Source organism: Pseudomonas sp. 273, from assembly GCF_029201425.1.
Taxonomy (GTDB): domain Bacteria; phylum Pseudomonadota; class Gammaproteobacteria; order Pseudomonadales; family Pseudomonadaceae; genus Pseudomonas; species Pseudomonas delhiensis.
This window is the reverse complement of record NZ_CP116775.1, coordinates 4,593,017-4,616,082: the sequence shown is the minus strand read 5'-3', so window position 1 is coordinate 4,616,082 and position 23,066 is coordinate 4,593,017. Positions and strand designations below refer to the sequence as shown.

The following is a 23,066-nucleotide window of genomic DNA, read 5'->3' as shown; positions in this document are numbered from 1 at the left end:
CTACCCTGGCTGAACGTCAGTAACGATCAAGGACACCATGAGCAAGCCCACCGCCGATTCGAAAGAAGCCACTGTCGCCGCCAACTTCCTGCGCCCCATCGTCCAGGCAGACCTGGACAGCGGCAAGCACCAGAAGATCGTCACCCGCTTCCCGCCGGAGCCCAACGGCTACCTGCACATCGGCCACGCGAAGTCGATCTGCCTGAACTTCGGCCTGGCCCGTGACTTCGGCGGCGACTGCCACCTGCGCTTCGACGACACCAACCCGGCGAAGGAAGACCAGGAATACATCGACGCCATCGAGGCCGACGTGAAGTGGCTGGGCTTCCAGTGGGCCGGCGAGGTGCGCTATGCCTCCAACTATTTCGACCAGCTGCACGCCTGGGCGGTGGACCTGATCGAGGCCGGCAAGGCCTTCGTCTGCGACCTCAACGCCGAGGAGATGCGCCAGTACCGCGGCAGCCTGACCGAGCCGGGCAGGAACAGCCCCTACCGCGAGCGCTCGGTGGAGGAGAACCTCGACCTGTTCGCGCGCATGAAGGCCGGCGAGTTCCCCGACGGCGCCAAGTCGCTGCGGGCGAAGATCGACATGGCCTCGCCGAACATCAACCTGCGCGACCCGATCCTCTACCGCATCCGCCACGCCCATCACCACCAGACCGGCGACAAGTGGTGCATCTACCCCAGCTACGACTTCACCCATGGCCAGTCGGACGCTATCGAGGGCATCACCCACTCCATCTGCACCCTGGAGTTCGAGGACCATCGCCCGCTGTACGAGTGGTTCCTGGCCAACCTGCCGGTGCCGGCCCAGCCGCGCCAGTACGAATTCGCCCGGCTGAACCTGAACTACACCATCACCAGCAAGCGCAAGCTCAAGCAACTGGTCGACGAAGGCCATGTGAGCGGCTGGGACGACCCGCGCATGTCGACCCTCTCGGGATACCGCCGCCGCGGCTATACCCCGGCCTCGATCCGCAACTTCTGCGACATGATCGGCGTGAACCGCGCCGGCGGCGTGGTGGATATCGGCATGCTGGAATTCGCCATCCGCGAGGACCTGGACGCCAACGCCGCCCGCGCCATGTGCGTGCTCAAGCCGCTGAAGGTGGTGATCACCAACTACCCCGAGGGCAAGGTCGAGAACCTCGAGCTGTCGCGCCACCCGAAGCAGGACATGGGCGTGCGCGTGCTGCCGTTCGGCCGCGAGATCTACATCGACGCCGGTGACTTCGAGGAAGTCCCGCCGGCCGGCTACAAGCGCCTGGTCCCCGGTGGCGAGGTGCGCCTGCGCGGCAGCTACGTGATCCGCGCCGACGAAGCCGTCAAGGACGCCGCCGGCAACATCGTCGAACTGCGCTGCAGCTACGACGAGAACACCCTGGGCAAGAACCCGGAAGGCCGCAAGGTCAAGGGCGTGATCCACTGGGTGCCGGCCGCCGAGAGCGTGGAGTGCGAAGTGCGCTTGTACGACCGCCTGTTCCGCTCGGCCAACCCGGAAAAAGCGGAAGAGGGCGGCAGCTTCCTCGACAACATCAACCCGGATTCGCTGGTGGTGCTCAAGGGTTGCCGCGCCGAGCCGTCGCTGGCCAGCGCCAGCGCCGAGGAGCGCTTCCAGTTCGAGCGCGAAGGCTACTTCTGCGCCGACAGCAAGGATTCCAAGGCCGGCGCCCTGGTCTTCAACCGCACCGTGACCCTGCGCGATTCCTGGGGGCAGTAAATGGCGCTTTCCGTCTACAACACCCTGAGCAAGGTCAAGGAACCCTTCCAGCCGCTGGTGGGCAACCAGGTGCGCATGTACGTGTGCGGCATGACCGTGTACGACTTCTGCCACATCGGCCACGCCCGCGTCATGGTCGCCTTCGACGTCATCGCCCGCTGGCTGCGCCAGCGCGGCTATGAGCTGACCTACGTGCGCAACATCACCGACATCGACGACAAGATCATCCGTCGTGCCCAGGAGAACGGCGAGCCCTTCGACGCCCTGACCGAGCGCATGATCGCCGCCATGCACGAGGACGAGGCGCGCCTGTCGGTGCTGCGCCCGGACATCGAGCCGCGCGCCACCGGCCACATCGCCGGCATGCACGCGATGATCCAGACGCTGATCGACAAGGGCTTCGCCTACGCGCCGGGCAACGGCGACGTCTACTACCGCGTCGGCAAGTTCGTCGGCTACGGCAAGCTGTCGCGCAAGAAGATCGAGGACCTGCGCATCGGCGCGCGCATCGAGGTCGACGAATCCAAGGAAGACCCGCTGGACTTCGTCCTGTGGAAGGCCGCCAAGCCGGGCGAGCCGAGCTGGGCGTCGCCCTGGGGGGCCGGGCGTCCGGGCTGGCACATCGAGTGCTCGGTGATGTCCACCTGCTGCCTGGGCGAGACCTTCGACATCCACGGCGGCGGCCCGGACCTGGTGTTCCCGCACCACGAGAACGAGATCGCCCAGAGCGAGGCGGCCACCGGCAAGCCCTACGCGGCCACCTGGATGCACGCCGGCGCGGTGCGCGTGGACGGCGAGAAGATGTCCAAGTCCCTGGGCAACTTCTTCACCATCCGCGAGGTGCTGGAGAAGTACCACCCCGAGGTGGTGCGCTTCCTGCTGGTGTCCAGCCACTACCGCAGCCCGATCAACTATTCCGAGGACAACCTCAAGGAAGCCAAGGGCGCGCTGGAACGCTTCTACACCGCGCTGCGCGGCCTGCCCGAGGCCGAGGCGGCCGGCGGCGAAGCCTTCGCCGAGCGTTTCGCCGCGGCCATGGACGACGACTTCAACACCCCCGAGGCCGTCGCCGTGCTGTTCGAGATGGCCCGCGAGGTCAACCGCCTGCGCGAGGCCGACCTGCAGGGCGCGGCGGCCCTGGCGGCGAAGCTGCGCGAGCTGGCCGGCCTGCTGGGCGTACTGCAGCTTGAGCCGGATGCCTTCCTCCAGGCCGGCGCCGCCGGCAAGGTCGACGCCGCCCAGGTGGAAGCGCTGATCCAGGCCCGCCTGGAAGCCCGCGCGGCGAAGAACTGGGCCGAGTCCGACCGCATCCGCGACGAGCTGACCGCCATGGGCGTGGTCCTTGAAGACGGCAAGGGCGGCACCACCTGGCGCCTGGCCGAGTGAGCCGCCGTTGAAATGAAGGAAGGCCGCTGATGCGGCCTTTTTTCTGCCTCGCCGGCCGCGCCGAGATGCTCTTCGTAGGAGCGAGCTTGCTCGCGAACGGACTCCGCTGCGGGGCTCATTCGCGAGCAAGCTCGCTCCTACGAGAAGCCGCGCCCGCCCGCAGCGTAGGAGCGGACCTTGTCCGCGATGGCCGGGCGTTCCGGCGCGCTATCCCCTGTAGGAGCGCGCTCTGCGCGCGAATCGCAGGCAGGGCCTGCTCCTACAGGTTGCCGGGAGGCAATGGTTTCGCCATGAAAAAAGGCCGCTGATGCGGCCTTTTCTGCGTCGGGGCAGGGCTGGTTACTTGTGCAGCTCTTCCGCGGCGTACAGGGTGTTCTCCAGCAGGCAGGCGCGGGTCATGGGGCCTACGCCGCCCGGCACCGGGGTGATCCAGCTGGCGCGCTCGGCCGCCACCTCGTATTCCACGTCGCCCACCAGCCGACCGTCGGCCTGGCGGTTGATGCCGACGTCGATGACGATGGCGCCTTCCTTGATCCACTCGCCCTTGACCAGGCCCGGCTTGCCGGCGGCCACCACTACCAGGTCGGCGCGGCGCACGTGCTCGGCCAGGTCGCGGGTGAAGCGGTGGGTGACGGTCACGGTGCAACCGGCCAGCAGCAGCTCCAGGGCCATGGGGCGGCCGACGATGTTGGAGGCGCCGACGATCACCGCGTCCATGCCGTACAGGTCGGCGCCGGTGCTCTGCAGCAGGGTCATGATGCCCTTCGGGGTGCAGGGGCGCAGCAGCGGGATGCGCTGGGCCAGGCGGCCGACGTTGAACGGGTGGAAGCCGTCCACGTCCTTGTCCGGGTTGATGCGCTCCAACAGCTGCGAGGCGTCCAGGTGGGCGGGCAGGGGCAGCTGCACCAGGATGCCGTCGATCGCCGGGTCGGCGTTCAGTCGGTCGATCAGGGCCAGCAGTTCTTCCTGGGTGGTGCTTTCCGGCAGGTCGTAGGCCTGGGACAGGAAGCCCACTTCCTCGCAATCCTTGCGCTTGTGCGCGACGTAGACTTGGGATGCCGGATCGCTGCCGACCAGGATCACCGCCAGGCCGGGGATGCGCAGCCCTTGCTGGCGGCGCTCGGCGACGCGTTGGGCTATCTGCTGGCGGAGGCTGGCGGCGATCGCTTTGCCGTCGATCAGTTTTGCGGTCATGTCGGAGGAGCAACCATAGAGACGGGGAAAAAAGGACGCGCATTTTCGCACGCCGCCCACATAAGGCAAAGGCGGGTGTCCGCTGATTTGCCGTAACTCCTTTATCTCTTTGAAATTTTTTTGAAAAAACCGTTGACGAGGGTAGGGCTCGTCGCTAACATGCGCCCCGCTTGCCGAGCACAGCCTGAAGCAAGAACAGCAGGCGGTGCAAACCGGTTCAGTGGTTTCCACTGATCTGCTTAGCAAGGGTTGCAGCCACTAAAGCGCCCGTAGCTCAGCTGGATAGAGCATCCGCCTTCTAAGCGGATGGTCGCAGGTTCGAGTCCTGCCGGGTGCGCCATTATGGCGTGCGGTAAAGCGTGTAATATGGTGGGCGTAGCTCAGTTGGTAGAGCACAGGATTGTGGCTCCTGGTGTCGTGGGTTCGATTCCCATCGTCCACCCCATATTCCGAAGCGCCAGGCCTAGAGCCTGGCGTTTTCGTTTCTGCGGTTCCCTGCGGACGTGGTGAAATTGGTAGACACGCCGGATTTAGGTTCCGGTGGCGCAAGCTGTGAGAGTTCGAGTCTCTCCGTCCGCACCATTCTTTCCAGAAGCTCTCGCAGCCCGAGTATTTCCGCCGCTTTCAGCCTGGGTGACTTCTGCATTTCTTGTGACTAGAATGCTTGCCCTTGATTCTGGGAGCCGGAAGGACCGGCTTACGTCTGTGCCACGAGGAATATCCATGCAAGTTTCCGTTGAAAGCACCTCCGCTCTTGAGCGCCGCATGACCGTTGGCGTGCCGGCCGAGCGCATCGAGACCGAAGTCAACAAGCGTCTGCAGCAGACCGCTCGTCGCGCCAAGGTTCCCGGCTTCCGTCCCGGCAAGGTGCCGATGAGCGTGATCCGCCAGCGCTACGAAGCCGCCGCTCGTCAGGAAGCCCTCGGTGACCTGATCCAGGAAACCTTCTACGAAGCCGTGGTCGAGCAGAAGCTGAACCCGGCCGGCGCCCCGTCGGTGGAGCCGAAGGTATTCGAGAAGGAGAAGGGCCTGGAATACGTGGCCACCTTCGAAGTCTTCCCGGAATTCCAGGTCGCCGGCTTCGACGGCATCGAGGTCGAGCGCCTGCAGGCCGACGTGGCCGACGCCGACGTCGACAACATGCTGGAAATCCTGCGCAAGCAGAACACCCGCTTCGAGGCCGTCGAGCGCGCCGCGCAGAACGACGACCAGTTGAACATCGACTTCGTCGGCAAGATCGACGGCGAAGCCTTCGCCGGCGGTTCGGCCAAGGGCACCCTGCTGGTGCTGGGCTCCGGCCGCATGATCCCGGGCTTCGAAGAAGGCCTGGTCGGCGCCAAGGCCGGTGAAGAGCGCGTGCTCACCCTGAACTTCCCCGAGGACTACCAGAACCTCGACCTGGCCGGCAAGGCCGCCGAGTTCAGCGTCACCGTGAACAGCGTCAGCGAGCCCAAGCTGCCGGAGCTGACCGAAGAGTTCTTCGCCCTGTTCGGCATCAAGGAAAGCACCCTGGAAGGCTTCCGCGCCGAAGTCCGCAAGAACATGGAGCGCGAGCTGCGCCAGGCCATCAAGTCCAAGGTGAAGAACCAGGTGATGGAAGGTCTGGTGACCGCCAACCCGATCGACGTGCCCAAGGCCCTGATCGGCAACGAAGTGAACCGTCTGCGCGTGCAGGCCGTCCAGCAGTTCGGCGGCAACATCAAGCCCGAGCAACTGCCGGCCGAGCTGTTCGAAGAGCAGGCCAAGCGTCGCGTGGTCCTGGGCCTGATCGTCGCCGAGCTGGTCAAGCAGCACGAGCTGAAGGCCGACGAAGCCCGCGTTCGCGAGATGATCGAAGAGATGGCTTCGGCCTACCAGGAGCCCGAGCAAGTGGTCGCCTGGTACTACAAGAACGACCAGCAGCTGAACGAAGTGCGCTCGGTTGTACTGGAAGAACAAGTTGTAGATACTGTCCTGCAGAAGGCCAAAGTGACCGATAAGCAGGTATCCTACGAAGACGCGGTCAAGCCTGCTGAAGCTCCTGTAGCGGCCTGATCCAACCCTTCGTTCGATCGTCATAAGCCAGCCCTCGGGCTGGCTTATGTCTTTGAGACATATCTATTTCATTAGGGAGTGATCGTCGGACATGCCGAATACCTTCATGCCGCAAGTTCCGAACATCCAGGCCGCCGGTGGCCTGGTGCCGATGGTGGTGGAGCAGTCCGCCCGCGGTGAGCGTTCCTACGACATCTATTCGCGCCTGCTGAAGGAGCGGATCATCTTCCTGGTCGGCCAGGTCGAGGACTACATGGCCAACCTGGTGGTGGCCCAGCTGCTGTTCCTCGAAGCCGAGAACCCGGACAAGGACATCCACCTGTACATCAACTCGCCGGGCGGTTCGGTGACTGCCGGCATGTCCATCTACGACACCATGCAGTTCATCAAGCCGGACGTGTCGACCATCTGCGTCGGCCAGGCCTGCAGCATGGGCGCGCTGCTCCTCGCGGGCGGCGCCGCCGGCAAGCGCTACTGCCTGCCGCACTCGCGGATGATGATCCACCAGCCGCTGGGCGGCTTCCAGGGCCAGGCCTCGGATATCGAGATCCACGCCAAGGAAATCCTCTTCATCAAGGAACGCCTGAACCAGGTGCTGGCGCACCATACCGGCCAGCCGCTGGACGTGATCGCCCGCGACACCGACCGCGACCGCTTCATGAGCGGCGAGGAAGCGGTGCAGTATGGTCTGATCGATCAGGTTTACACTCAGCGCCCTTCGGCCGCCTGAGTCTTTCCGCTCGAACACGGCCGGGCGACCGGCCGTTTCGCGGGCTTGAAAATGCCCGCATTTGCCTTCATCTTGTGTTTCAAGCCTATCCGACTGGAACGATCTAATGACTGACACCCGCAACGGCGAGGACAACGGCAAGCTGCTGTATTGCTCCTTCTGCGGCAAGAGCCAGCACGAAGTGCGCAAGTTGATTGCCGGCCCCTCGGTCTTTATCTGCGACGAGTGCGTCGACCTGTGCAACGACATCATCCGCGAGGAGGTGCAGGAAGCACAGGCGGAGAGTAGCGCGCACAAGCTTCCGGCGCCGAAAGAGATCCGTTCCATCCTCGATCAGTACGTGATCGGCCAGGAACGTGCGAAGAAAACCCTGGCGGTAGCGGTCTACAACCACTACAAGCGCCTGAATCAGCGCGACCGCAAGGACGACGTCGAGCTGGGCAAGAGCAACATCCTGCTGATCGGGCCGACCGGCTCGGGCAAGACCCTGCTCGCCGAGACCCTCGCGCGCCTGCTGAACGTGCCTTTCACCATCGCCGACGCCACCACCCTGACCGAAGCCGGTTACGTGGGCGAGGACGTCGAGAACATCATCCAGAAGCTGCTGCAGAAGTGCGACTACGACGTAGAGAAGGCCCAGATGGGCATCGTCTACATCGACGAGATCGACAAGATCTCGCGCAAGTCGGACAACCCGTCCATCACCCGTGACGTGTCCGGCGAAGGCGTGCAGCAGGCCCTGCTGAAGCTGATCGAGGGCACCGTCGCCTCGGTTCCGCCCCAGGGTGGCCGCAAGCACCCGCAGCAGGAGTTCCTGCAGGTCGATACCCGCAACATCCTGTTCATCTGCGGTGGCGCGTTCGCCGGCCTGGAGAAGGTCATCCAGAACCGCTCCACCAAGGGCGGCATCGGCTTCAGTGCCGAGGTTCGCAGCCAGGACATGGGCAAGAAGGTCGGCGAGGCGCTGCGCGAGGTGGAGCCGGAAGACCTGGTCAAGTTCGGCCTGATCCCGGAATTCGTCGGCCGCCTGCCGATCATCGCCACCCTCGACGAACTCGACGAGGCGGCGCTGATGCAGATCCTCACCGAGCCGAAGAACGCCCTCACCAAGCAGTACGCCCGCTTGTTCGAGATGGAAGGCGTGGACCTGGAGTTCCGCCCGGACGCCCTCAAGGCCGTAGCCCGCAGGGCCCTGGAGCGCAAGACCGGCGCCCGTGGCCTGCGCTCGATCCTCGAAGGCATCCTGCTCGACACCATGTACGAAATCCCCTCGCAGACCGAGGTCAGCAAGGTGGTCATCGACGAGAGCGTCATCGACGGCTCGTCCCAGCCCCTGCTGATCTACGAGAACAGCGAGCAGCCTGCCAAGGCTGCGCCTGAGGCATAAAAGAAAAGGGGGCCTTCGGGCCCCCTTTTTCCTTCCCGTCTACCGCGCTTGTTTTTTCCCTGGCCTAACCCCATCTTAGGCCCAAGGGTCTAACCCATCTTTTTTGGCCAAGTGCCGCTGTAGAGCCGAATATCATGAAAACACTCGTCGAGTTGCCCCTGCTTCCCCTGCGTGACGTAGTGGTCTATCCGCACATGGTCATTCCCCTGTTCGTGGGGCGCGAGAAATCCATCGAGGCCCTGGAGGCCGCGATGACCAGCGACAAGCAGATCCTCCTGCTGGCGCAGAAGAACCCCGCCGACGACGACCCGGGCGAAGACGGCCTGTACCGCATGGGCACCGTGGCCACCGTGCTGCAGCTGCTGAAGCTGCCCGACGGCACCGTGAAGGTCCTGGTGGAGGGCGAGCAGCGTGGCCATGTCGAGCGTTTCATCGACGAGGACGCCCATTGCCGCGCCGAAGTGTCGATCATCGACGAGGCGCCGGTCGGCGAGCGCGAGTCCGAGGTCTTCATCCGCAGCCTGCTGAGCCAGTTCGAGCAGTACGTGCAACTGGGCAAGAAGGTTCCGGCCGAAGTGCTGTCGTCGCTGAACAGCATCGACGAGCCGGGCCGCCTGGTCGACACCATGGCCGCGCACATGGCCCTGAAGATCGAGCAGAAGCAGGAAATCCTCGAGATCACCGAGCTGGCCGCCCGCGTCGAGCACGTGCTGGCCATGCTGGATGCCGAGATCGACCTGCTGCAGGTCGAGAAGCGCATCCGCGGCCGGGTGAAGAAGCAGATGGAGCGCAGCCAGCGCGAGTACTACCTGAACGAGCAGATGAAGGCCATCCAGAAGGAACTGGGTGACATCGACGAGGGCCACAACGAGGTCGAGGAACTGAAGAAGCGCATCGACGCCGCCGGCCTGACCAAGGAGGCGCTGGCCAAGGCCAACGCCGAGCTGAACAAGCTCAAGCAGATGTCGCCGATGTCCGCCGAGGCCACTGTGGTGCGCTCGTACATCGACTGGCTGGTGAACGTGCCGTGGAAGGCCGAGAGCAAGGTGCGCCACGACCTGGCCAAGGCCGAGGACATCCTCGATGCCGACCACTACGGGCTGGACGAGGTCAAGGAGCGCATCCTCGAGTACCTCGCCGTGCAGAAGCGCGTGAAGAAGGTCAAGGGCCCGGTGCTCTGCCTGGTCGGCCCACCCGGCGTGGGCAAGACCTCGCTGGCCGAGTCCATCGCCCGCGCCACCAACCGCAAGTTCGTGCGCATGGCCCTGGGTGGCGTGCGTGACGAGGCCGAGATCCGCGGCCACCGCCGCACCTACATCGGCTCCATGCCCGGCCGCCTGATCCAGAAGATGACCAAGGTGGGCGTGCGCAACCCGCTGTTCCTGCTCGACGAGATCGACAAGATGGGCAGCGACATGCGCGGCGACCCGGCCTCGGCCCTGCTGGAAGTGCTGGACCCGGAGCAGAACCACAATTTCAACGACCACTACCTGGAAGTGGACTACGACCTTTCGGACGTGATGTTCCTCTGCACGGCCAACTCCATGAACATCCCGGCCCCGCTGCTGGACCGCATGGAAGTCATCCGCCTGCCGGGCTACACCGAGGACGAGAAGGTCAACATCGCCTCGAAATATCTTGTGTCGAAGCAGACTGCGGCCAATGGTCTCAAGAAGGGCGAGCTGACCTTCGACGAGGCGGCCATCCGCGACATCATCCGCTACTACACCCGCGAGGCGGGCGTGCGCAGCCTGGAGCGGCAGATCGCCAAGGTCTGCCGCAAGGCGGTGAAGGAGGGGACCAAGGCCCGGCGCATCGAGGCCAAGGTGACTACCGAGACCCTCGAGAACTACCTGGGCGTGCGCAAGTTCCGCTACGGCCTGGCCGAGCAGCAGGACCAGATCGGCCAGGTCACCGGGCTGGCCTGGACCCAGGTGGGCGGCGAGCTGCTCACCATCGAGTCGGCCATCGTCCCCGGCAAGGGCGCGCTGACCAAGACCGGTTCGCTGGGCGACGTGATGGCGGAGTCCATTACCGCTGCGCTGACCGTCGTTCGTAGTCGTGCGAAAAGTCTGGGAATTCCGGCGGACTTCCACGAAAAACACGATATCCACATCCACGTCCCGGAAGGCGCCACGCCCAAGGACGGCCCCAGCGCCGGCATCGGCATGTGCACCGCGCTGGTCTCGGCGATCACCCAGATCCCGGTGCGCGCGGACGTCGCCATGACCGGCGAGATCACCCTGCGCGGCCAGGTGCTGGCCATCGGCGGGCTCAAGGAAAAACTTCTGGCGGCCCACCGCGGGGGAATCAAAACCGTGATCATCCCGGAAGAAAATGTCCGTGATCTCAAGGAAATTCCGGATAACATTAAGGCAGATCTCGTTATTAAACCGGTTAAATGGATTGACGAGGTCCTGCAAATTGCGCTGCAATACACGCCGGAGCCCTTGCCCGATGCGGCTCCCGAGATGGTTGCAAAGGATGAAAAACGCGAGTCTGATTCCAAGGAGCGAATCAGCACGCATTAGCCGGGGGGCTTTCTTGACACTGTTTTTGGGCCCTTGTTATAAAGCGGCACTTGCTTTGTCAGTTGGCAAACCAGCACCTGCTTTTGCTTACACCTAACACATAGAAACATACTCAACAGAAATAAGGGGACTTAGAGTGAACAAGTCGGAACTGATCGATGCAATTGCCGCATCTGCTGATATCCCGAAAGCTGTTGCCGGTCGCGCTCTGGACGCGGTAATCGAGTCCGTCACTGGCGCCCTGAAGGCGGGTGACTCCGTCGTACTGGTTGGCTTCGGCACCTTCGCTGTCAAAGAGCGTGCTGCCCGCACCGGTCGCAACCCGCAAACCGGCAAGCCGATCAAGATCGCTGCCGCTAAGATCCCGGGCTTCAAAGCCGGTAAAGCCCTGAAGGATGCTGTCAACTAAGCGTCTTTCCGGTCTTGACCTGTCCGGTCCGACCTAGCGTCGGATCGGCCGCGGAGCGGCGCTCGGGATGGGTTACCATCCCGCATCGCCGGGGGTCGCGGGCCAAGGCTCGCTAGCTCCGCCCGTTACGAGAAGGCGCATCCTCGGATGCGCCTTTCTCATATCCGCATATTAAATACCCACGCCTCGCCGCCACTGACGGCAGGTGCGTGGCCGCTTTTGGGGGCCGCATGCTGCAAAACATCAGGGACAATTCCCAGGGCTGGATCGCCAAGACCATCATCGGTGTCATCGTCGTGCTGATGGCGCTGACCGGTTTCGATGCCATCATCCGGGCTACCCATCACGAGAATGTCGCTGCCAAGGTCAATGGCGACGACATCAGCATCCCCGAGCTGCAGCAGGCTCAGGAAATGCAGCGCCGCCAGCTGCAGCAGCGCCTGGGCAAGGACTTCGATGCCTCGACCCTGGACGACAAGCTGCTCAAGGACGCCGCACTCAAGGGCCTGATCGAGCGCAAGCTGTTGCTCCAGGCTGCACAGAACGACAAGTTCTCCTTCACCCAGCAGCAGGTCGACCAACTGATCCTGCTGACCCCCGAGTTCCAGCTCGACGGCAAGTTCAACTCCGACAAGTTCGACCAGGCACTGCGCCAGAACGGCTACACCCGCATGCAGTTCCGCCAGATGCTCGAGCAGGAAATGCTCATCGGCCAACTGCGTGCCGGCATCGCCGGTTCCGGCTTCGTCACCGACAACGAACTGCAGGCCTTCGCCCGCCTGGAGAAGCAGACCCGCGACTTCGCAACCCTGACCTTCAAGGCCGATCCGTCCAAGGCCAAGGTCGAGGACGCCGACATCAAGGCCTACTACGACGCCCACAAGGCCGAGTTCATGAGCCCGGACCAGGTGGTGATCGACTACATCGAGCTGAAGAAGTCGTCCTTCTTCAACCAGGTCGTCGCCAAGGACGAGGACCTGCAGGCCCAGTACCAGAAGGAAGTCGCCGGCCTCTCCGAGCAGCGCGACGCCGCGCACATCCTCATCGAGGTCAACGCCAAGCAGAGCGATGCCCAGGCCAAGGCCAAGATCGAGGAGATCAAGGCGCGCCTGGCCAAGGGCGAGGACTTCGCCAAGCTGGCCAAGGAGCAGTCCAACGACATCGGCTCCGCCGGCAATGGCGGTGACCTGGGTTACGCCGGCCGTGGCGTCTACGACCCGGCCTTCGAGGATGCGCTCTATGGCCTGAAGGCCAAGGGCGACGTGTCCGAGCCGGTGCGTACCCAGTACGGCTGGCACCTGGTCAAGCTGCTCGGCGTGCAGGCGCCGGAAGTCCCGAGCTTCGCCAGCCTGAAGCCCAAGCTGGAACAGGACCTGAAGAGCCAACTGGTGGAGCAGCGCTTCGTCGACGCCACCAAGCAGCTGGAAAGCTCCGCCTACGAGGCCTCCGACCTGGCCCAGCCGGCCCAGGAACTGGGCCTGAAGGTCGAGACCAGCAAGCCCTTCGGCCGCGAAGGCGGCGAGGGCGTCGCCGCCAACCGCCAGGTCATCCAGGCTGCCTTCAGCACCGAGGTGCTGGAAGACGGCGCCAACAGCGGCGCCATCGAGCTGGACCCGGAGACCGTGGTTGTGCTGCGCGTCAAGGAGCACCATAAGCCGCAGCAGCAGACCCTGGAGGAAGTCACCGCTTCCATCCGCGAAGTGCTGCAGCGCCAGCATGCCGCCGACGCCGCCAAGGCTCAGGGCGAAGCCCTGCTGGCAGGCCTGCGCGATGGCAAGACGCCGCTGGCCCAGGCCCAGAACGGCCAGACCTGGAAAGTGGTGGAAGCCGCTTCCCGTGGCCAGGAGGGCGTCGACCCGCTGCTGCTCCAGGAAGTGTTCCGCATGGCGCGTCCGGCCAAGGCCGGGCAACCGACCTTCGCCGGTGTGACCCTGGGCAATGGCGACTACGTGCTGGTGCGCCTGAACGGCGTCAGCGAGCCGGGCGCCACCCTGAGCGACCAGGAGAAGGCCATGTACCGCCAGTTCCTCGCCTCGCGCAGCGGCCAGGAAGACTTCGCCGCTTTCCGTCGCCAGTTGAACGACCAGGCCAAGGTGGAGAAGTACTGATCCACCTGGTGTGAAAAAAGGCGGAGCAGGGTGACCTGCTCCGCCTTTTTCATTGGGGTGCCGTTCATCCGCGAAGGGAAATGCCGTGCCTCCCGGCGGGCGCGTAGGGCGAATAACGCGAAGCGTTATCCGCCGATCGGAGGCCTCATCTGGCACCTTCATGGCCATGGCACGCGGGCCAGCGGCGGATAACCGCGAACGGTTATGCGCCCTACGGTTCCCCTCACGCCGTGCCTCCCGGCGGGCGCGTAGGGCGAATAACGCGAAGCGTTATCCGCCGATCGGGGCGTTCACCTGGCACCTTCATGGCCATGGCGCGCGGGCCAACGGCGGATAACCGCGAACGGTTATGCGCCCTACGGTTCCCCTCATGCCGTGCCTCCCTGCGGGCGCGTAGGGCGAATAACGCGAAGCGTTATCCGCCGATCGGGGCGCTCACCTGGCACCTTCATGGCCATGGAGCGCGGGCCAGCGGCGGATAACCGCGAACGGTTATGCGCCCTACGGTTCTCCTCGCGCCGTGCCTCCCGGCGAAGCGTTATCCGCTTGCGGTGCCCTTGTGGGGGCACTCAACCGAAACGGTAGATATCCATCCCGAGCGCCCCCAGGGTGAAGCCGGCGTGCTCGACGCGCATGGCGGGGCCGCCGGCGCCGCGGGCGAAGTACAGCGGCAGCAGGTGTTCGTCGCTGGGGTGGTTGCGCGCTGCCGACGGCGCCTGCTGGCGATAGTCGAAAAGCGCGGCCTCGTCGTCGCTCGCGAGCTTCTCGACGATCCAGTCGCGGAAGGCCTGGGCCCAGGGCTCGACCACGTCGGGGCCGGCGTGCCAGTCCAGTTCGCCCAGGTTGTGGGTGATGCTGCCCGAACCGATCAGCAGGAAGCCCTCTTCGCGCAGTTGGCGCAGAGCCTTGCCGACGTGGTCCTGCAGGCGCGGGCCGAGGCGGCTGGGCAGCGACAGCTGCAGCACCGGGATGTCCGCGGCCGGGTACATCAGGCTCAGTGGGACCCAGGCGCCGTGGTCCAGGGGGCGCTCGGCGTCGAGGCTGGCCGGGATCTGCCGGCTGGCCAGCAGTTCGACGACCCGCCGGGCCAGCTCGGGCGCGCCGGGGGCGGGGTACTGGACCTCGTAGAGGGCGCGGGGGAAGCCGTAGAAGTCATGCCAGGTCTCCGGCCGCGGGCTGGCGGTGATGCGCAGGTCCGGCGTTTCCCAGTGCGCCGATACCACCAGGATCGCCTTCGGCCGGGGCAGTTCGTCGGCCAGGCGCTTGAGCGGCGCCGCGCTGGCGCCGGGTTCCAGCGCCAGCATGGGGGAGCCGTGGGATATGAACAGGGTAGGGAGCATGGAACACCTCCAAAGTGATGGCGTTATGTTCCCGCTGCGATAGATCGAAATCCAGTATGGGTTTTCGACCATAACCATCCGTTAATTCGATGCTGCCAGGCTGTGCCCGAGGCGACGATCGGGTTGAACCTGGATGGCCAGTGGCCGCTCCAAGCCACTGTCTGCCTTCGGCGAAGACGGTTGCCGAGGTGGTTTTGCAGGCTGCGTCGCAAAGCCATCTATCCTCTGAAAAGAGCTACAGCAAGTTGCGGCCTGCTTCTCTTTGACTGAGGGGTGGGGGCGGAGATACTGCGCGCCCCGCGATGCAGTCGTCGTTTCCAGCGTTCGAGGTCCCATCCATGCAAACCTTCAGGCAAGAGCTGATCCTCCGGGAAGGCGACCGTCTCGTGCTCGCCGACGGTACCGAGCTCATCGTTCGCCGCATCCGCTCGGGGCGGGTGAGCCTGGGGGTGGTCGAGCGGCATGAGCCGGCCGTGCGCCACGGCTGGCTGCACTGGCCGCTGCGGCCGGCGTTGCTGCGCGGTCGCTAGCGGCAGACGCCCCGCTGGGCGATCATGGGCACCCGGCGGAGCCGCTCCGTCGATTCCGTGCAGGCAATCCGGCCTGCACCGCAGCAGGAATGGAGCCCATGCACGAAGACTTCTGGCAGGCGCGCTGGTCGCGCAACGAAATCGGTTTCCACCTCGCCGAGGTCAACCCCTACCTCGTTCGCCACTGGCCGATGCTGGCCCTGCCGCGGGGCGCGCGGGTGCTGGTGCCGCTGTGCGGCAAGTCGCGCGACCTGGTCTGGCTGGCGGAGCAGGGCTACCGGGTGCTGGGGGTGGAGCTGGCCGAGCGCGCGGTGAAGGACTTCTTCGCCGAGCAGGGCTGGCAGCCCGAGGTGGAGCAGCGGGGTGCGCTGCGCAGTTATCGGCATGGCAACGTCGAGATCCTCCAGGGCGACTTCTTCGACCTGGCGGCCGAACACCTGGCCGATTGCCAGGCGCTCTACGACCGGGCCGCGCTCATCGCCCTGCCGCCGGACATGCGCGAGGACTACGCGCGGCACCTGGCCGCCATCCTGCCGCGGCCGCTGGAGGGCCTGCTCGTCACCCTGGAATACCCCCAGGAGCAGATGTCCGGGCCGCCGTTCGCGGTGCTGGCGGATGAAGTGAGGACGCGCTTCGCGCAGTGGCAGGTCGTGGAGCTGGAGCGCCTGGACGTGCTGGGCGAGAACTGGAAGTTCCTCGACCGCGGGGTGAAGCGCCTGGAAGAAGTGGTGTTCCGCTTGCACCGGGACTGAAAAGCAGAAGGGCGGCCCCGGGGCCGCCCTCCTGCTGTATCGGCGCGATCAGCGCGCGTTGCGCAGCGCCTCGATGCGTTCTTCCAGCGGCGGGTGGCTCATGAACAGGCCGGCGAGGCCATGCTTGAGCCCGCCGTTGATACCGAAGGCGGTCAGGCTGTCGGGCATGTGCACCGGCACGCCCTGTTCGGCGCGCAGGCGCTGCAGCGCGGCGATCATCGCGTTGCTGCCGGCCAGGTGGGCGCCGGCGGCGTCGGCGCGGAACTCGCGGCGGCGCGAGAACCACATGACGATGATGCTGGCGAGGATGCCCAGCACCAGCTCCGCGACTATGGTCGCGATGTAGTAGGCCGGGCCGCGGCCTTCCTCGGTCTTGAACACCGCCTTGTCGACGAAGTTGCCGAAGATGCGCGCGAAGAACATGACGAAGGTGTTCACCACGCCCTGCACCAGGGCCAGGGTGACCATGTCGCCGTTGGCCACGTGGCCGATCTCGTGGGCGAGCACCGCGCGCACTTCATCCGGCGAGAAGCGCTCGAGCAGGCCCTGGCTGACGGCCACCAGGGCGTCGTTGCGGTTCCAGCCGGTGGCGAAGGCGTTGGCCTCGTAGGCCGGGAAGATCCCCACCTCGGGCATCTTGATGCCGGCTTCGCGCGAGAGCTGCTCGACGGTCTGCAGCAGCCACTGCTCGTGGCGGGTGCGCGGCTGGCTGATGATTTCCGTGCCGGTGGTGGTCTTGGCCATCCACTTGGACAGGAACAGCGAGATGATCGAGCCGGCGAAGCCGAAGACGGCACAGTAGACCAGCAGCGCTTGCAGGTTGAGGTCGATGCCGTTGGCGGCCATGACCCCGTTGAAGCCGAGCAGGCTCAGGGTGATGCTGGCGACGAGCACGACCGCCAGGTTGGTGGCCAGGAACAGCAGGATGCGCATCATGGGTAAGACTTCTCCTCGCGACTTGGGCGCACGGCGCGCAGGGGCGCGCCGATGCCCCGGGCGTGCGCGCTCCGGGGCCGGGCTGGATTATGCGGGGTATATGCGGTCGGCCCCTAGGCGATTCAACGTGGGGACTATTTCAAACTATGTCTCTTTTTCCACGCCAGCGTACTCGAAGAGTAGCCGGGCCAGGCGCGAGATGCGCTCGCCGTGCCCATCGGCCAGCGCGTCGCGCAATTGCTGCGCGAGGGTGGCCTGCTGGCGGCGCACGCTGGCGGGCAGCTGCGGATCGTCGGCGCTGCCGCGGGGCAGGGCGCGGCTCAGGCGCAGGAAGCCCTTTTCGCTGAGCACGGCCTGGTCCAGGGCTTCGTGGCGGATGCAGCCGTCGTAGCGCAGGTAGCCTTCCTCGGCCAGCCACAGCAGCGCGCCCAGGCAGGCCTGGTGGCGCTTGCTGGGCAGGCCGAACTCGTCGTGCTCCTCGCGGCCGATGAGGTCTTCCACGTACAGGGCGACCTTGCGCGGGAAGGCCTGGTAGAGCAGGAGCATCCCGGCGGCGGCGTCCTTGTAGAAGTCGTCTATCTGCAGGTCCATGGTTACTGGCGGTAGCTCCCGAGGAAGCTGCCGATGCGCCCGATGGCCTGTTCCAGGTCGTCGACGCGGGGCAGGGTGACCACGCGGAAATGGTCCGGCCACGGCCAGTTGAAGGCGGTGCCCTGGACGATCAGCAGCTTCTCGGACAGCAGCAGGTCGAGGACGAACTTCTCGTCGTTGTGGATCGGGCAGACCTTGGGGTCGATGCGCGGGAAGGCGTAGAGCGCGCCCATCGGCTTGACGCAGCTGACCCCGGGGATGTCGTTGAGCAGCTCCCAGGCGCGGTTGCGCTGTTCCAGCAGGCGGCCGCCGGGCAGCACCAGGTCGTTGATGCTCTGGTAGCCGCCCAGGGCGGTCTGGATGGCGTGCTGGCTGGGCACGTTGGCGCACAGGCGCATGTTGGCCAGGATGTCCAGGCCCTCGATGTAGCTCTGGGCCTTGTGCTTGGGCCCGGAGATGGCGATCCAGCCGGAGCGGAAGCCGGCCACCCGGTAGGCCTTGGACAGGCCGTTGAAGGTCAGGCAGAGCACGTCCGGCGCCAGGGAGGCGGTGGAGATGTGCACGGCGTCGTCGTAGAGGATCTTGTCGTAGATCTCGTCGGAGAAGATCACCAGGTTGTGCTGGCGCGCCAGTTCGACGATGTCCAGCAGCACTTCCCTGGAATAGACCGCGCCGGTGGGGTTGTTCGGGTTGATCAGCACCAGGGCCTTGGTGTTGCTGGTGATCTTGGCCCGCATGTCGGCGATGTCGGGGAACCAGCCGGCCTGCTCGTCGCACAGGTAGTGCACCGGCTTGCCGCCGGCCAGCGACACCGAGGCGGTCCACAGCGGGTAGTCGGGCGCCGGGATCAGCACCTCGTCGCCGTTGTTGAGCAACGCCTGCAGGGCCATGACGATCAGCTCGGAGACGCCGTTGCCCAGGTAGATGTCCTCGATGCCGACGCCTTCCACCTGCTTCTGCTGGTAGTACTGCATCACCGCCTTGCGCGCGCTGAACAGGCCCTTGGAGTCGCTGTAGCCCTGCGCCGTGGGCAGGTTGCGGATGACGTCCTGGAGGATTTCGTCGGGGGCCTCGAAACCGAACGGCGCCGGGTTGCCGATGTTCAGCTTGAGGATGCGATGGCCTTCCTCTTCCAGGCGTTTGGCGTGCTTGAGCACCGGCCCGCGGATGTCGTAGCAGACGTTGGCGAGCTTGTTCGATTTGCTGACCTGCATGATGTGGCGTTCCCGAAATGAAGGTTCCCGCGCTCCGGCCCTGGCTTGGCAGGCTGTAACGCGGGTGACAGACTGGCGTCTATACGAGGTTGCGGAATGTCGCGCTTCCTGGCGCTGAAACTGAAAAAACGCCTGGTTGACGGAGAAACGAACGAAAAAAAGCCCATAAAAAGGCTTTTTTATCGTCGATGATCCCTTGCGCGGCAGATTCTGCATCCGGCGATGACGTCACGCATCATACGTGCGGCCCGTTTTCCGCGAAAGGGCGCGGACGGGCTTTTTTCGAGCTTGCGAGGTACAACGATGGAAAAGATCGAGAAGCCCCTGGAAAGCTGGCGCGAGGAGCTCGATGAACAGCAGTTCCACGTCTGCCGCCTGGGCGGCACCGAGCGCGCCTTCACCGGCGAGTACTACGCGACCAAGACCCCCGGCATCTACCACTGCGTGTGCTGCGGCGCGGCGCTGTTCGACTCGGACGCCAAGTACGATTCCGGCAGCGGCTGGCCGAGCTACTTCCAGCCGGTGTCGAAGCAGGCCATCGCCGAGTTGGAGGACTTCAGCCACGGCATGCACCGCATCGAGGTGCGCTGCGCCGCCTGCGAAGCCCACCTGGGCCACGTCTTCCCCGACGGGCCGCGGCCGACCGGGTTGCGCTACTGCATCAACTCGGCGTCGCTGAAGCTGGTGCCGCGCGACGGGGCCTGAGTGGCGCGAGGCCCGCTGGTCACCAGCGGGCCTTTTTTCGGCAGAAATAAATTGTGTGCAATTTAATTGGGCGCTATCTTGCTCGCACCCCCACTTCTCCGGAGCCATTTCCATGAGCGACGTACTGCTGGACATCCCCTGCACGACCATCAAGGGCGAGCAGAAGACCCTGGCCGATTTCGGCGGCAAGGCGCTGCTGGTGGTGAACACCGCCAGCAAGTGCGGTTTCACCCCACAGTACAAGGGCCTGGAGGCACTGTGGGAGCAGTACCGCGACAAGGGCCTGATGGTGCTGGGCTTCCCCTGCAACCAGTTCGGCAAGCAGGAGCCGGGCGACGAGGGCGAGATCTCGCAGTTCTGCGAGCTGAACTTCGGCGTCAGCTTCCCGCTGTTCAGGAAGATCGACGTCAACGGCGCCGACGCCCACCCGCTCTACGTGCAGTTGAAGAAGCGCGCGCCGGGCGTGCTGGGCAGCCAGGGCATCAAGTGGAACTTCACCAAGTTCCTGGTCAGCGGCGACGGCAGCCGGGTCAAGCGCTTCGCCCCGCTGACCAAGCCGGAGGAACTCGCCGCCGAGATCGAAGCGCTGCTGCGATGAGCCGCCGCGAACCGGAACAGGCGCTGCTGCTGGATAATCAGCTGTGCTTCCGCCTGTATGCCGCCTCGCGGGCGATCATCCGCGGCTACCGGCCGATGCTCGACGCCCTCGGCCTGACCTACCCGCAGTACCTGGTGATGCTGGTGCTGTGGGAATGGCAGGAGCGCCCGCCCGCGCAGCCGACCGTGAAGGCCCTGGGCGAGCGCCTGCTGCTCGACTCCGGCACCCTCACGCCGCTGCTCAAGCGCTTGGAGCAGCTCGGCCTGGTACAGCGCCGCCGGGCGCGGCAGGACGAGCGCGAGGTGCACCTGGGCCTGAGCGGGGAGGGCATCGCCCTGCGCGAGAAGGTGGCGCCGCTGCGCGAGGCGCTGCTGTGCGCCAGCGGCCTGGACCTCGACGCCATGGGCGAGTTGCGCGTTCGCCTGGACGACCTGCTCGGGCAACTGCTGGCGCTGGAACCCTGAGGCGCCGCCGGCCTCAGGCATTCAGCCGGGGTTGGGCCCAGCGTTCCAGCATCGCCGCCATCTCGTCGCGGTGGAAGGGCTTGGCCAGGTAGTCGTCCATGCCGGCCAGGCGGCAGCGCTCGCGCTCGTCGGGCAGCGCGTTGGCGGTCAGGGCGATCACCGGCAGGTCCTTCCAGCGCGGCTCCTGGCGGATCAGGCGGGTCGCCTCGTAGCCGTCCATCACCGGCATGTTGCAGTCCATCAGTACCAGCTCGAAGTCTTCCTGGGCCAGGGCGGCCAGGGCCTCCTCGCCGTCGGCGGCGACCCGCACCCGGCAGCCGAGCTTCTGCAGCAGGCCCCTGGCCACCAGTTGGTTGACCGGGTTGTCCTCCACCAGCAGCACGCGCGCGGCGAACTGCTCCGGGGCCTTGCCCGGCGCCTGCCGCTGGGCTTGCAGTGCCTGGCGCCGCAGGGCCTGCTCCAGTGCCTGGTGCAGGGTGGTGCGGCTGAGCGGGCGGGCCAGCTGGCGCAGGGGCGCCAGCTGCTGCGCCAGCTCGGCCTCGACGAAGCTGCCGTAGGCGGTGACCAGCAGCACCGGGCGCTCCTTGAGGTGCCGGCGCAGGCCGACCAGGCAGTCCGGGCAGTCGGACAGCAGCACGTCTAGCTCCACGCCCACCAGGTTGGCGTCGATGTCCAGGCGCCGGTAGTCCAGGCCCCAGCGCGGCAGCCAGGCCTGCAACAGCTCGGCCAGGCCGCTATTGGCCGGGCACTGTGCAATCACCTTGCCGCTCAGGGGCTCCAGCGCCTGCGCGGGGCTCAGGGCGGGCAGCGGCAGGGTCGCGGCGAACTCGCTGCCCAGGCCCGGTTGCGAGCTGACGCTCAGCTCGCCTTGCATGGCCTCGCAGAGCTTGCGCGTCAGCGCCAGGCCCAGGCCGGTGCCGCCGAACTGGCGGGTAATGCCGGCGTCGGCCTGGGTGAAGGGCTGGAAGATGCGCTGCAGGGCGTCGGGGGCGATGCCGATGCCGGTGTCGCGGACGCTGATGCGCACACCGTCCTCCCAGGGTTCGACGCGCAGGTCGACGCGGCCCAGGCGGGTGAACTTGAGGGCATTGGACAGCAGGTTGCTGACGATCTGCCGCACCCGCGTCGGGTCGCCCTCCAGCTGCGCCGGCAGTTCGGGGCTGACCAGGCAGGTCAGCTCCACCGCCGGGGCGGCGTTCTGCGACAGCAGGCTGGCGGTGTCTTCCACCAGGGTGGCGAGGTCGAAGGGAATCTTCTCCAGCTCCAGCTGGCCGGACTCGAACTTGGACAGGTCGAGCACGTCGTTGAGCAGGTCCACCAGCACCTTGCCCGAGTCGTGGGCGATGGACAGCTGCTGGCGTTGCTCCGGGCTCAGCGGGCCGTCCAGGGCCAGGCCGAGCATGCCCAGCAGGCCGTTGAGCGGGGTGCGGATCTCGTGGCTCATGTTGGCCAGGAAGGTGGCGCGGGCCTGGGCCATGTCCAGGGCGTTGAGTCGAGCGCTTTCCAGTTGCTGGTTGGACTGCGTCAGCCGGGCGTTGGCCGCCTTCAGCTCGGCGGTGCGCGCCGCCACTATGTTCTCCAGCTCGGCCAGGTAGCGGGTCAGGCGGTCCTCGGCCTCGCGGCGCTGTTCCATCTCCACGGCGATATGGCTGAGCTGGCGGTTGGTCACCTCCACCAGCACGCCGATCTCGTCGCGCTCGTGGCCGTGGGGGCAGGGCAGGCGCAGGCGCGTGGGCGAGCGCGGGTCGTGGCGGGCGAGGACCTCGATCAGGCTCACCAGCGGCTTGGTCAGCAGGCCGTAGAACAGCACCAGGAGGATCAGCGACAGCAGCAGGCTGCGGACGAAGCCGGAGATCAGCGTCATGCCGGCGCGGCGCAGGAAGTCGTTGCCGAAGACGAAGGTGTCGATCTCCAGGCGCAGCACGCCGAGGGATTCCCTGGGCTGGTGTTCTATATAAAGCGGCTCCTCGTAGACGCGCATGTGCCCGAAGAGGAAGTCGCTGAGCGGGCGCAGGCGGCTCTCCGCCGGCGGCCGGCCGGCGCTGGCCAGGGCGACGTCGGCGCTGTCGATGATCTCCGCGCGGATCACCGCCGGCGAGCGCAGCAGGCCCACCACCAGTTCCTGGGCCAGTTCGGCGTCTATGTTGTAGGCGATGCGCGCCGCCGGGTTGTGGCTGACGTCCAGCAGGGCGCGTACTTCGCGGTTGATGGAGGCGTCCTGGCTGGCATAATCGACGCCCACCTGGATGAGGCTGAGCAGGGTGCCGAGGATGAAGGCGACCAGCACTGTCAGGCTGGCCTGCTTGAACGAGAGGCGATGGGTAAGCGCAATATCCATGAGGTGCGGGACTTCGCCTCGAGAGTGCTTTTCTGGCGCCTAGCATAGCCCAAGCCGATAGGCTGTCGGCAGAGGCGATGCCATCTCTGTGACATGACC

The 23,066-nt window shown here is 65.7% G+C and carries 18 protein-coding genes, 3 tRNA genes and 1 pseudogene; 16 read left to right on the top strand and 6 right to left on the bottom strand.

Going from position 1 to position 23,066, the window contains the following annotated elements; genetic code table 11:
* Window positions 1–37 precede the first annotated feature (37 nt).
* Together PKO50_RS20965 and cysS are read left to right on the top strand one after the other, a co-directional pair.
* Entirely contained in the window at window positions 38–1,720 is a 1,683-nt protein-coding gene (locus tag PKO50_RS20965) for a glutamine--tRNA ligase/YqeY domain fusion protein (RefSeq protein WP_109936329.1), read from the top strand.
* Entirely contained in the window at window positions 1,721–3,106 is a 1,386-nt protein-coding gene (gene cysS, locus PKO50_RS20960; RefSeq protein ID WP_109936330.1) for a cysteine--tRNA ligase, read from the top strand.
* Window positions 3,107–3,445: 339 nt separating this feature from the next.
* On the opposite strand, the gene folD is transcribed toward cysS, so the two are convergent.
* Window positions 3,446–4,300, bottom strand: a complete 855-nt coding sequence (gene folD / locus PKO50_RS20955; protein WP_109936331.1) for a bifunctional methylenetetrahydrofolate dehydrogenase/methenyltetrahydrofolate cyclohydrolase FolD — start codon at window positions 4,298–4,300, stop codon at window positions 3,446–3,448.
* Window positions 4,301–4,563: 263 nt separating this feature from the next.
* Between folD and PKO50_RS20950 the strand changes: the two genes are divergently transcribed.
* The 9 genes from PKO50_RS20950 to PKO50_RS20910 all read left to right on the top strand — a co-directional run bounded on the left by PKO50_RS20950 (window position 4,564) and on the right by PKO50_RS20910 (window position 13,499).
* A tRNA-Arg gene (locus PKO50_RS20950) sits at window positions 4,564–4,640 on the top strand.
* A gap of 29 nt (window positions 4,641–4,669) precedes the next feature.
* Window positions 4,670–4,745 (top strand) — tRNA-His (locus PKO50_RS20945).
* 52 nt (window positions 4,746–4,797) lie between these two features.
* Window positions 4,798–4,882: transfer RNA gene (locus PKO50_RS20940), tRNA-Leu, on the top strand.
* Window positions 4,883–5,023: 141 nt separating this feature from the next.
* The gene (gene tig / locus PKO50_RS20935; RefSeq protein ID WP_275627137.1) at window positions 5,024–6,334 is read left to right on the top strand and encodes a trigger factor; all 1,311 of its coding nucleotides are present in this window, start codon (window positions 5,024–5,026) and stop codon (window positions 6,332–6,334) included.
* A 91-nt stretch (window positions 6,335–6,425) separates the two neighbouring features.
* Window positions 6,426–7,064, top strand: coding sequence for an ATP-dependent Clp endopeptidase proteolytic subunit ClpP (gene clpP / locus PKO50_RS20930; protein WP_009623460.1), 639 nt, complete (start codon window positions 6,426–6,428; stop codon window positions 7,062–7,064).
* A gap of 106 nt (window positions 7,065–7,170) precedes the next feature.
* A complete protein-coding gene (gene clpX, locus PKO50_RS20925; protein ID WP_109936333.1) occupies window positions 7,171–8,451 on the top strand; it encodes an ATP-dependent Clp protease ATP-binding subunit ClpX in 1,281 nt (426 codons plus the stop codon).
* 134 nt (window positions 8,452–8,585) lie between these two features.
* On the top strand, window positions 8,586–10,982 hold the full coding sequence (gene lon / locus PKO50_RS20920) for an endopeptidase La (RefSeq protein ID WP_109936334.1): 2,397 nt from the start codon (window positions 8,586–8,588) through the stop codon (window positions 10,980–10,982).
* Window positions 10,983–11,118: 136 nt separating this feature from the next.
* Entirely contained in the window at window positions 11,119–11,391 is a 273-nt protein-coding gene (hupB, locus tag PKO50_RS20915; RefSeq protein WP_003087931.1) for a nucleoid-associated protein HU-beta, read from the top strand.
* 230 nt (window positions 11,392–11,621) lie between these two features.
* Window positions 11,622–13,499 carry a SurA N-terminal domain-containing protein gene (locus PKO50_RS20910; protein WP_275627136.1) on the top strand — a complete coding sequence of 626 codons (1,878 nt, stop codon included), beginning with the start codon at window positions 11,622–11,624 and terminating at the stop codon, window positions 13,497–13,499.
* A 569-nt stretch (window positions 13,500–14,068) separates the two neighbouring features.
* On the opposite strand, the gene PKO50_RS20905 is transcribed toward PKO50_RS20910, so the two are convergent.
* Window positions 14,069–14,839, bottom strand: a complete 771-nt coding sequence (locus tag PKO50_RS20905; RefSeq protein ID WP_275627135.1) for a class III extradiol ring-cleavage dioxygenase — start codon at window positions 14,837–14,839, stop codon at window positions 14,069–14,071.
* 338 nt (window positions 14,840–15,177) lie between these two features.
* Here PKO50_RS20905 and PKO50_RS20900 point away from each other — a divergent pair, with 338 nt between their 5' ends.
* The gene (locus tag PKO50_RS20900; RefSeq protein ID WP_146219654.1) at window positions 15,178–15,369 is read left to right on the top strand and encodes a hypothetical protein; all 192 of its coding nucleotides are present in this window, start codon (window positions 15,178–15,180) and stop codon (window positions 15,367–15,369) included.
* 98 nt (window positions 15,370–15,467) lie between these two features.
* Window positions 15,468–16,121 carry a thiopurine S-methyltransferase gene (locus PKO50_RS20895; protein ID WP_275627134.1) on the top strand — a complete coding sequence of 218 codons (654 nt, stop codon included), beginning with the start codon at window positions 15,468–15,470 and terminating at the stop codon, window positions 16,119–16,121.
* Window positions 16,122–16,169: 48 nt separating this feature from the next.
* On the opposite strand, the gene htpX is transcribed toward PKO50_RS20895, so the two are convergent.
* The 3 genes from htpX to PKO50_RS20880 all read right to left on the bottom strand — a co-directional run bounded on the left by htpX (window position 16,170) and on the right by PKO50_RS20880 (window position 18,862).
* Window positions 16,170–17,057, bottom strand: a complete 888-nt coding sequence (gene htpX, locus PKO50_RS20890) for a protease HtpX (RefSeq protein ID WP_089391677.1) — start codon at window positions 17,055–17,057, stop codon at window positions 16,170–16,172.
* 144 nt (window positions 17,058–17,201) lie between these two features.
* The gene (locus PKO50_RS20885) at window positions 17,202–17,648 is read right to left on the bottom strand and encodes a hypothetical protein (protein WP_275627133.1); all 447 of its coding nucleotides are present in this window, start codon (window positions 17,646–17,648) and stop codon (window positions 17,202–17,204) included.
* A 2-nt stretch (window positions 17,649–17,650) separates the two neighbouring features.
* Complete coding sequence (locus PKO50_RS20880) at window positions 17,651–18,862, bottom strand: pyridoxal phosphate-dependent aminotransferase (protein ID WP_089391675.1); 1,212 nt, start codon at window positions 18,860–18,862, stop codon at window positions 17,651–17,653.
* Between the two features lie 303 nt (window positions 18,863–19,165).
* Here PKO50_RS20880 and msrB point away from each other — a divergent pair, with 303 nt between their 5' ends.
* From msrB to PKO50_RS20865, 3 genes are all read left to right on the top strand, one after another.
* Complete coding sequence (gene msrB / locus PKO50_RS20875; protein ID WP_109936341.1) at window positions 19,166–19,567, top strand: peptide-methionine (R)-S-oxide reductase MsrB; 402 nt, start codon at window positions 19,166–19,168, stop codon at window positions 19,565–19,567.
* Between the two features lie 112 nt (window positions 19,568–19,679).
* A complete protein-coding gene (locus PKO50_RS20870) occupies window positions 19,680–20,165 on the top strand; it encodes a glutathione peroxidase (RefSeq protein WP_275627132.1) in 486 nt (161 codons plus the stop codon).
* Entirely contained in the window at window positions 20,162–20,629 is a 468-nt protein-coding gene (locus PKO50_RS20865) for a MarR family transcriptional regulator (protein WP_109936343.1), read from the top strand. The genes PKO50_RS20870 and PKO50_RS20865 overlap by 4 nt, the downstream gene beginning before the upstream one ends.
* A 13-nt stretch (window positions 20,630–20,642) precedes the next feature.
* On the opposite strand, the pseudogene PKO50_RS20860 reads toward PKO50_RS20865, so the two are convergent.
* Window positions 20,643–23,013: pseudogene (locus PKO50_RS20860) on the bottom strand (ATP-binding protein).
* Window positions 23,014–23,066 lie beyond the last annotated feature (53 nt).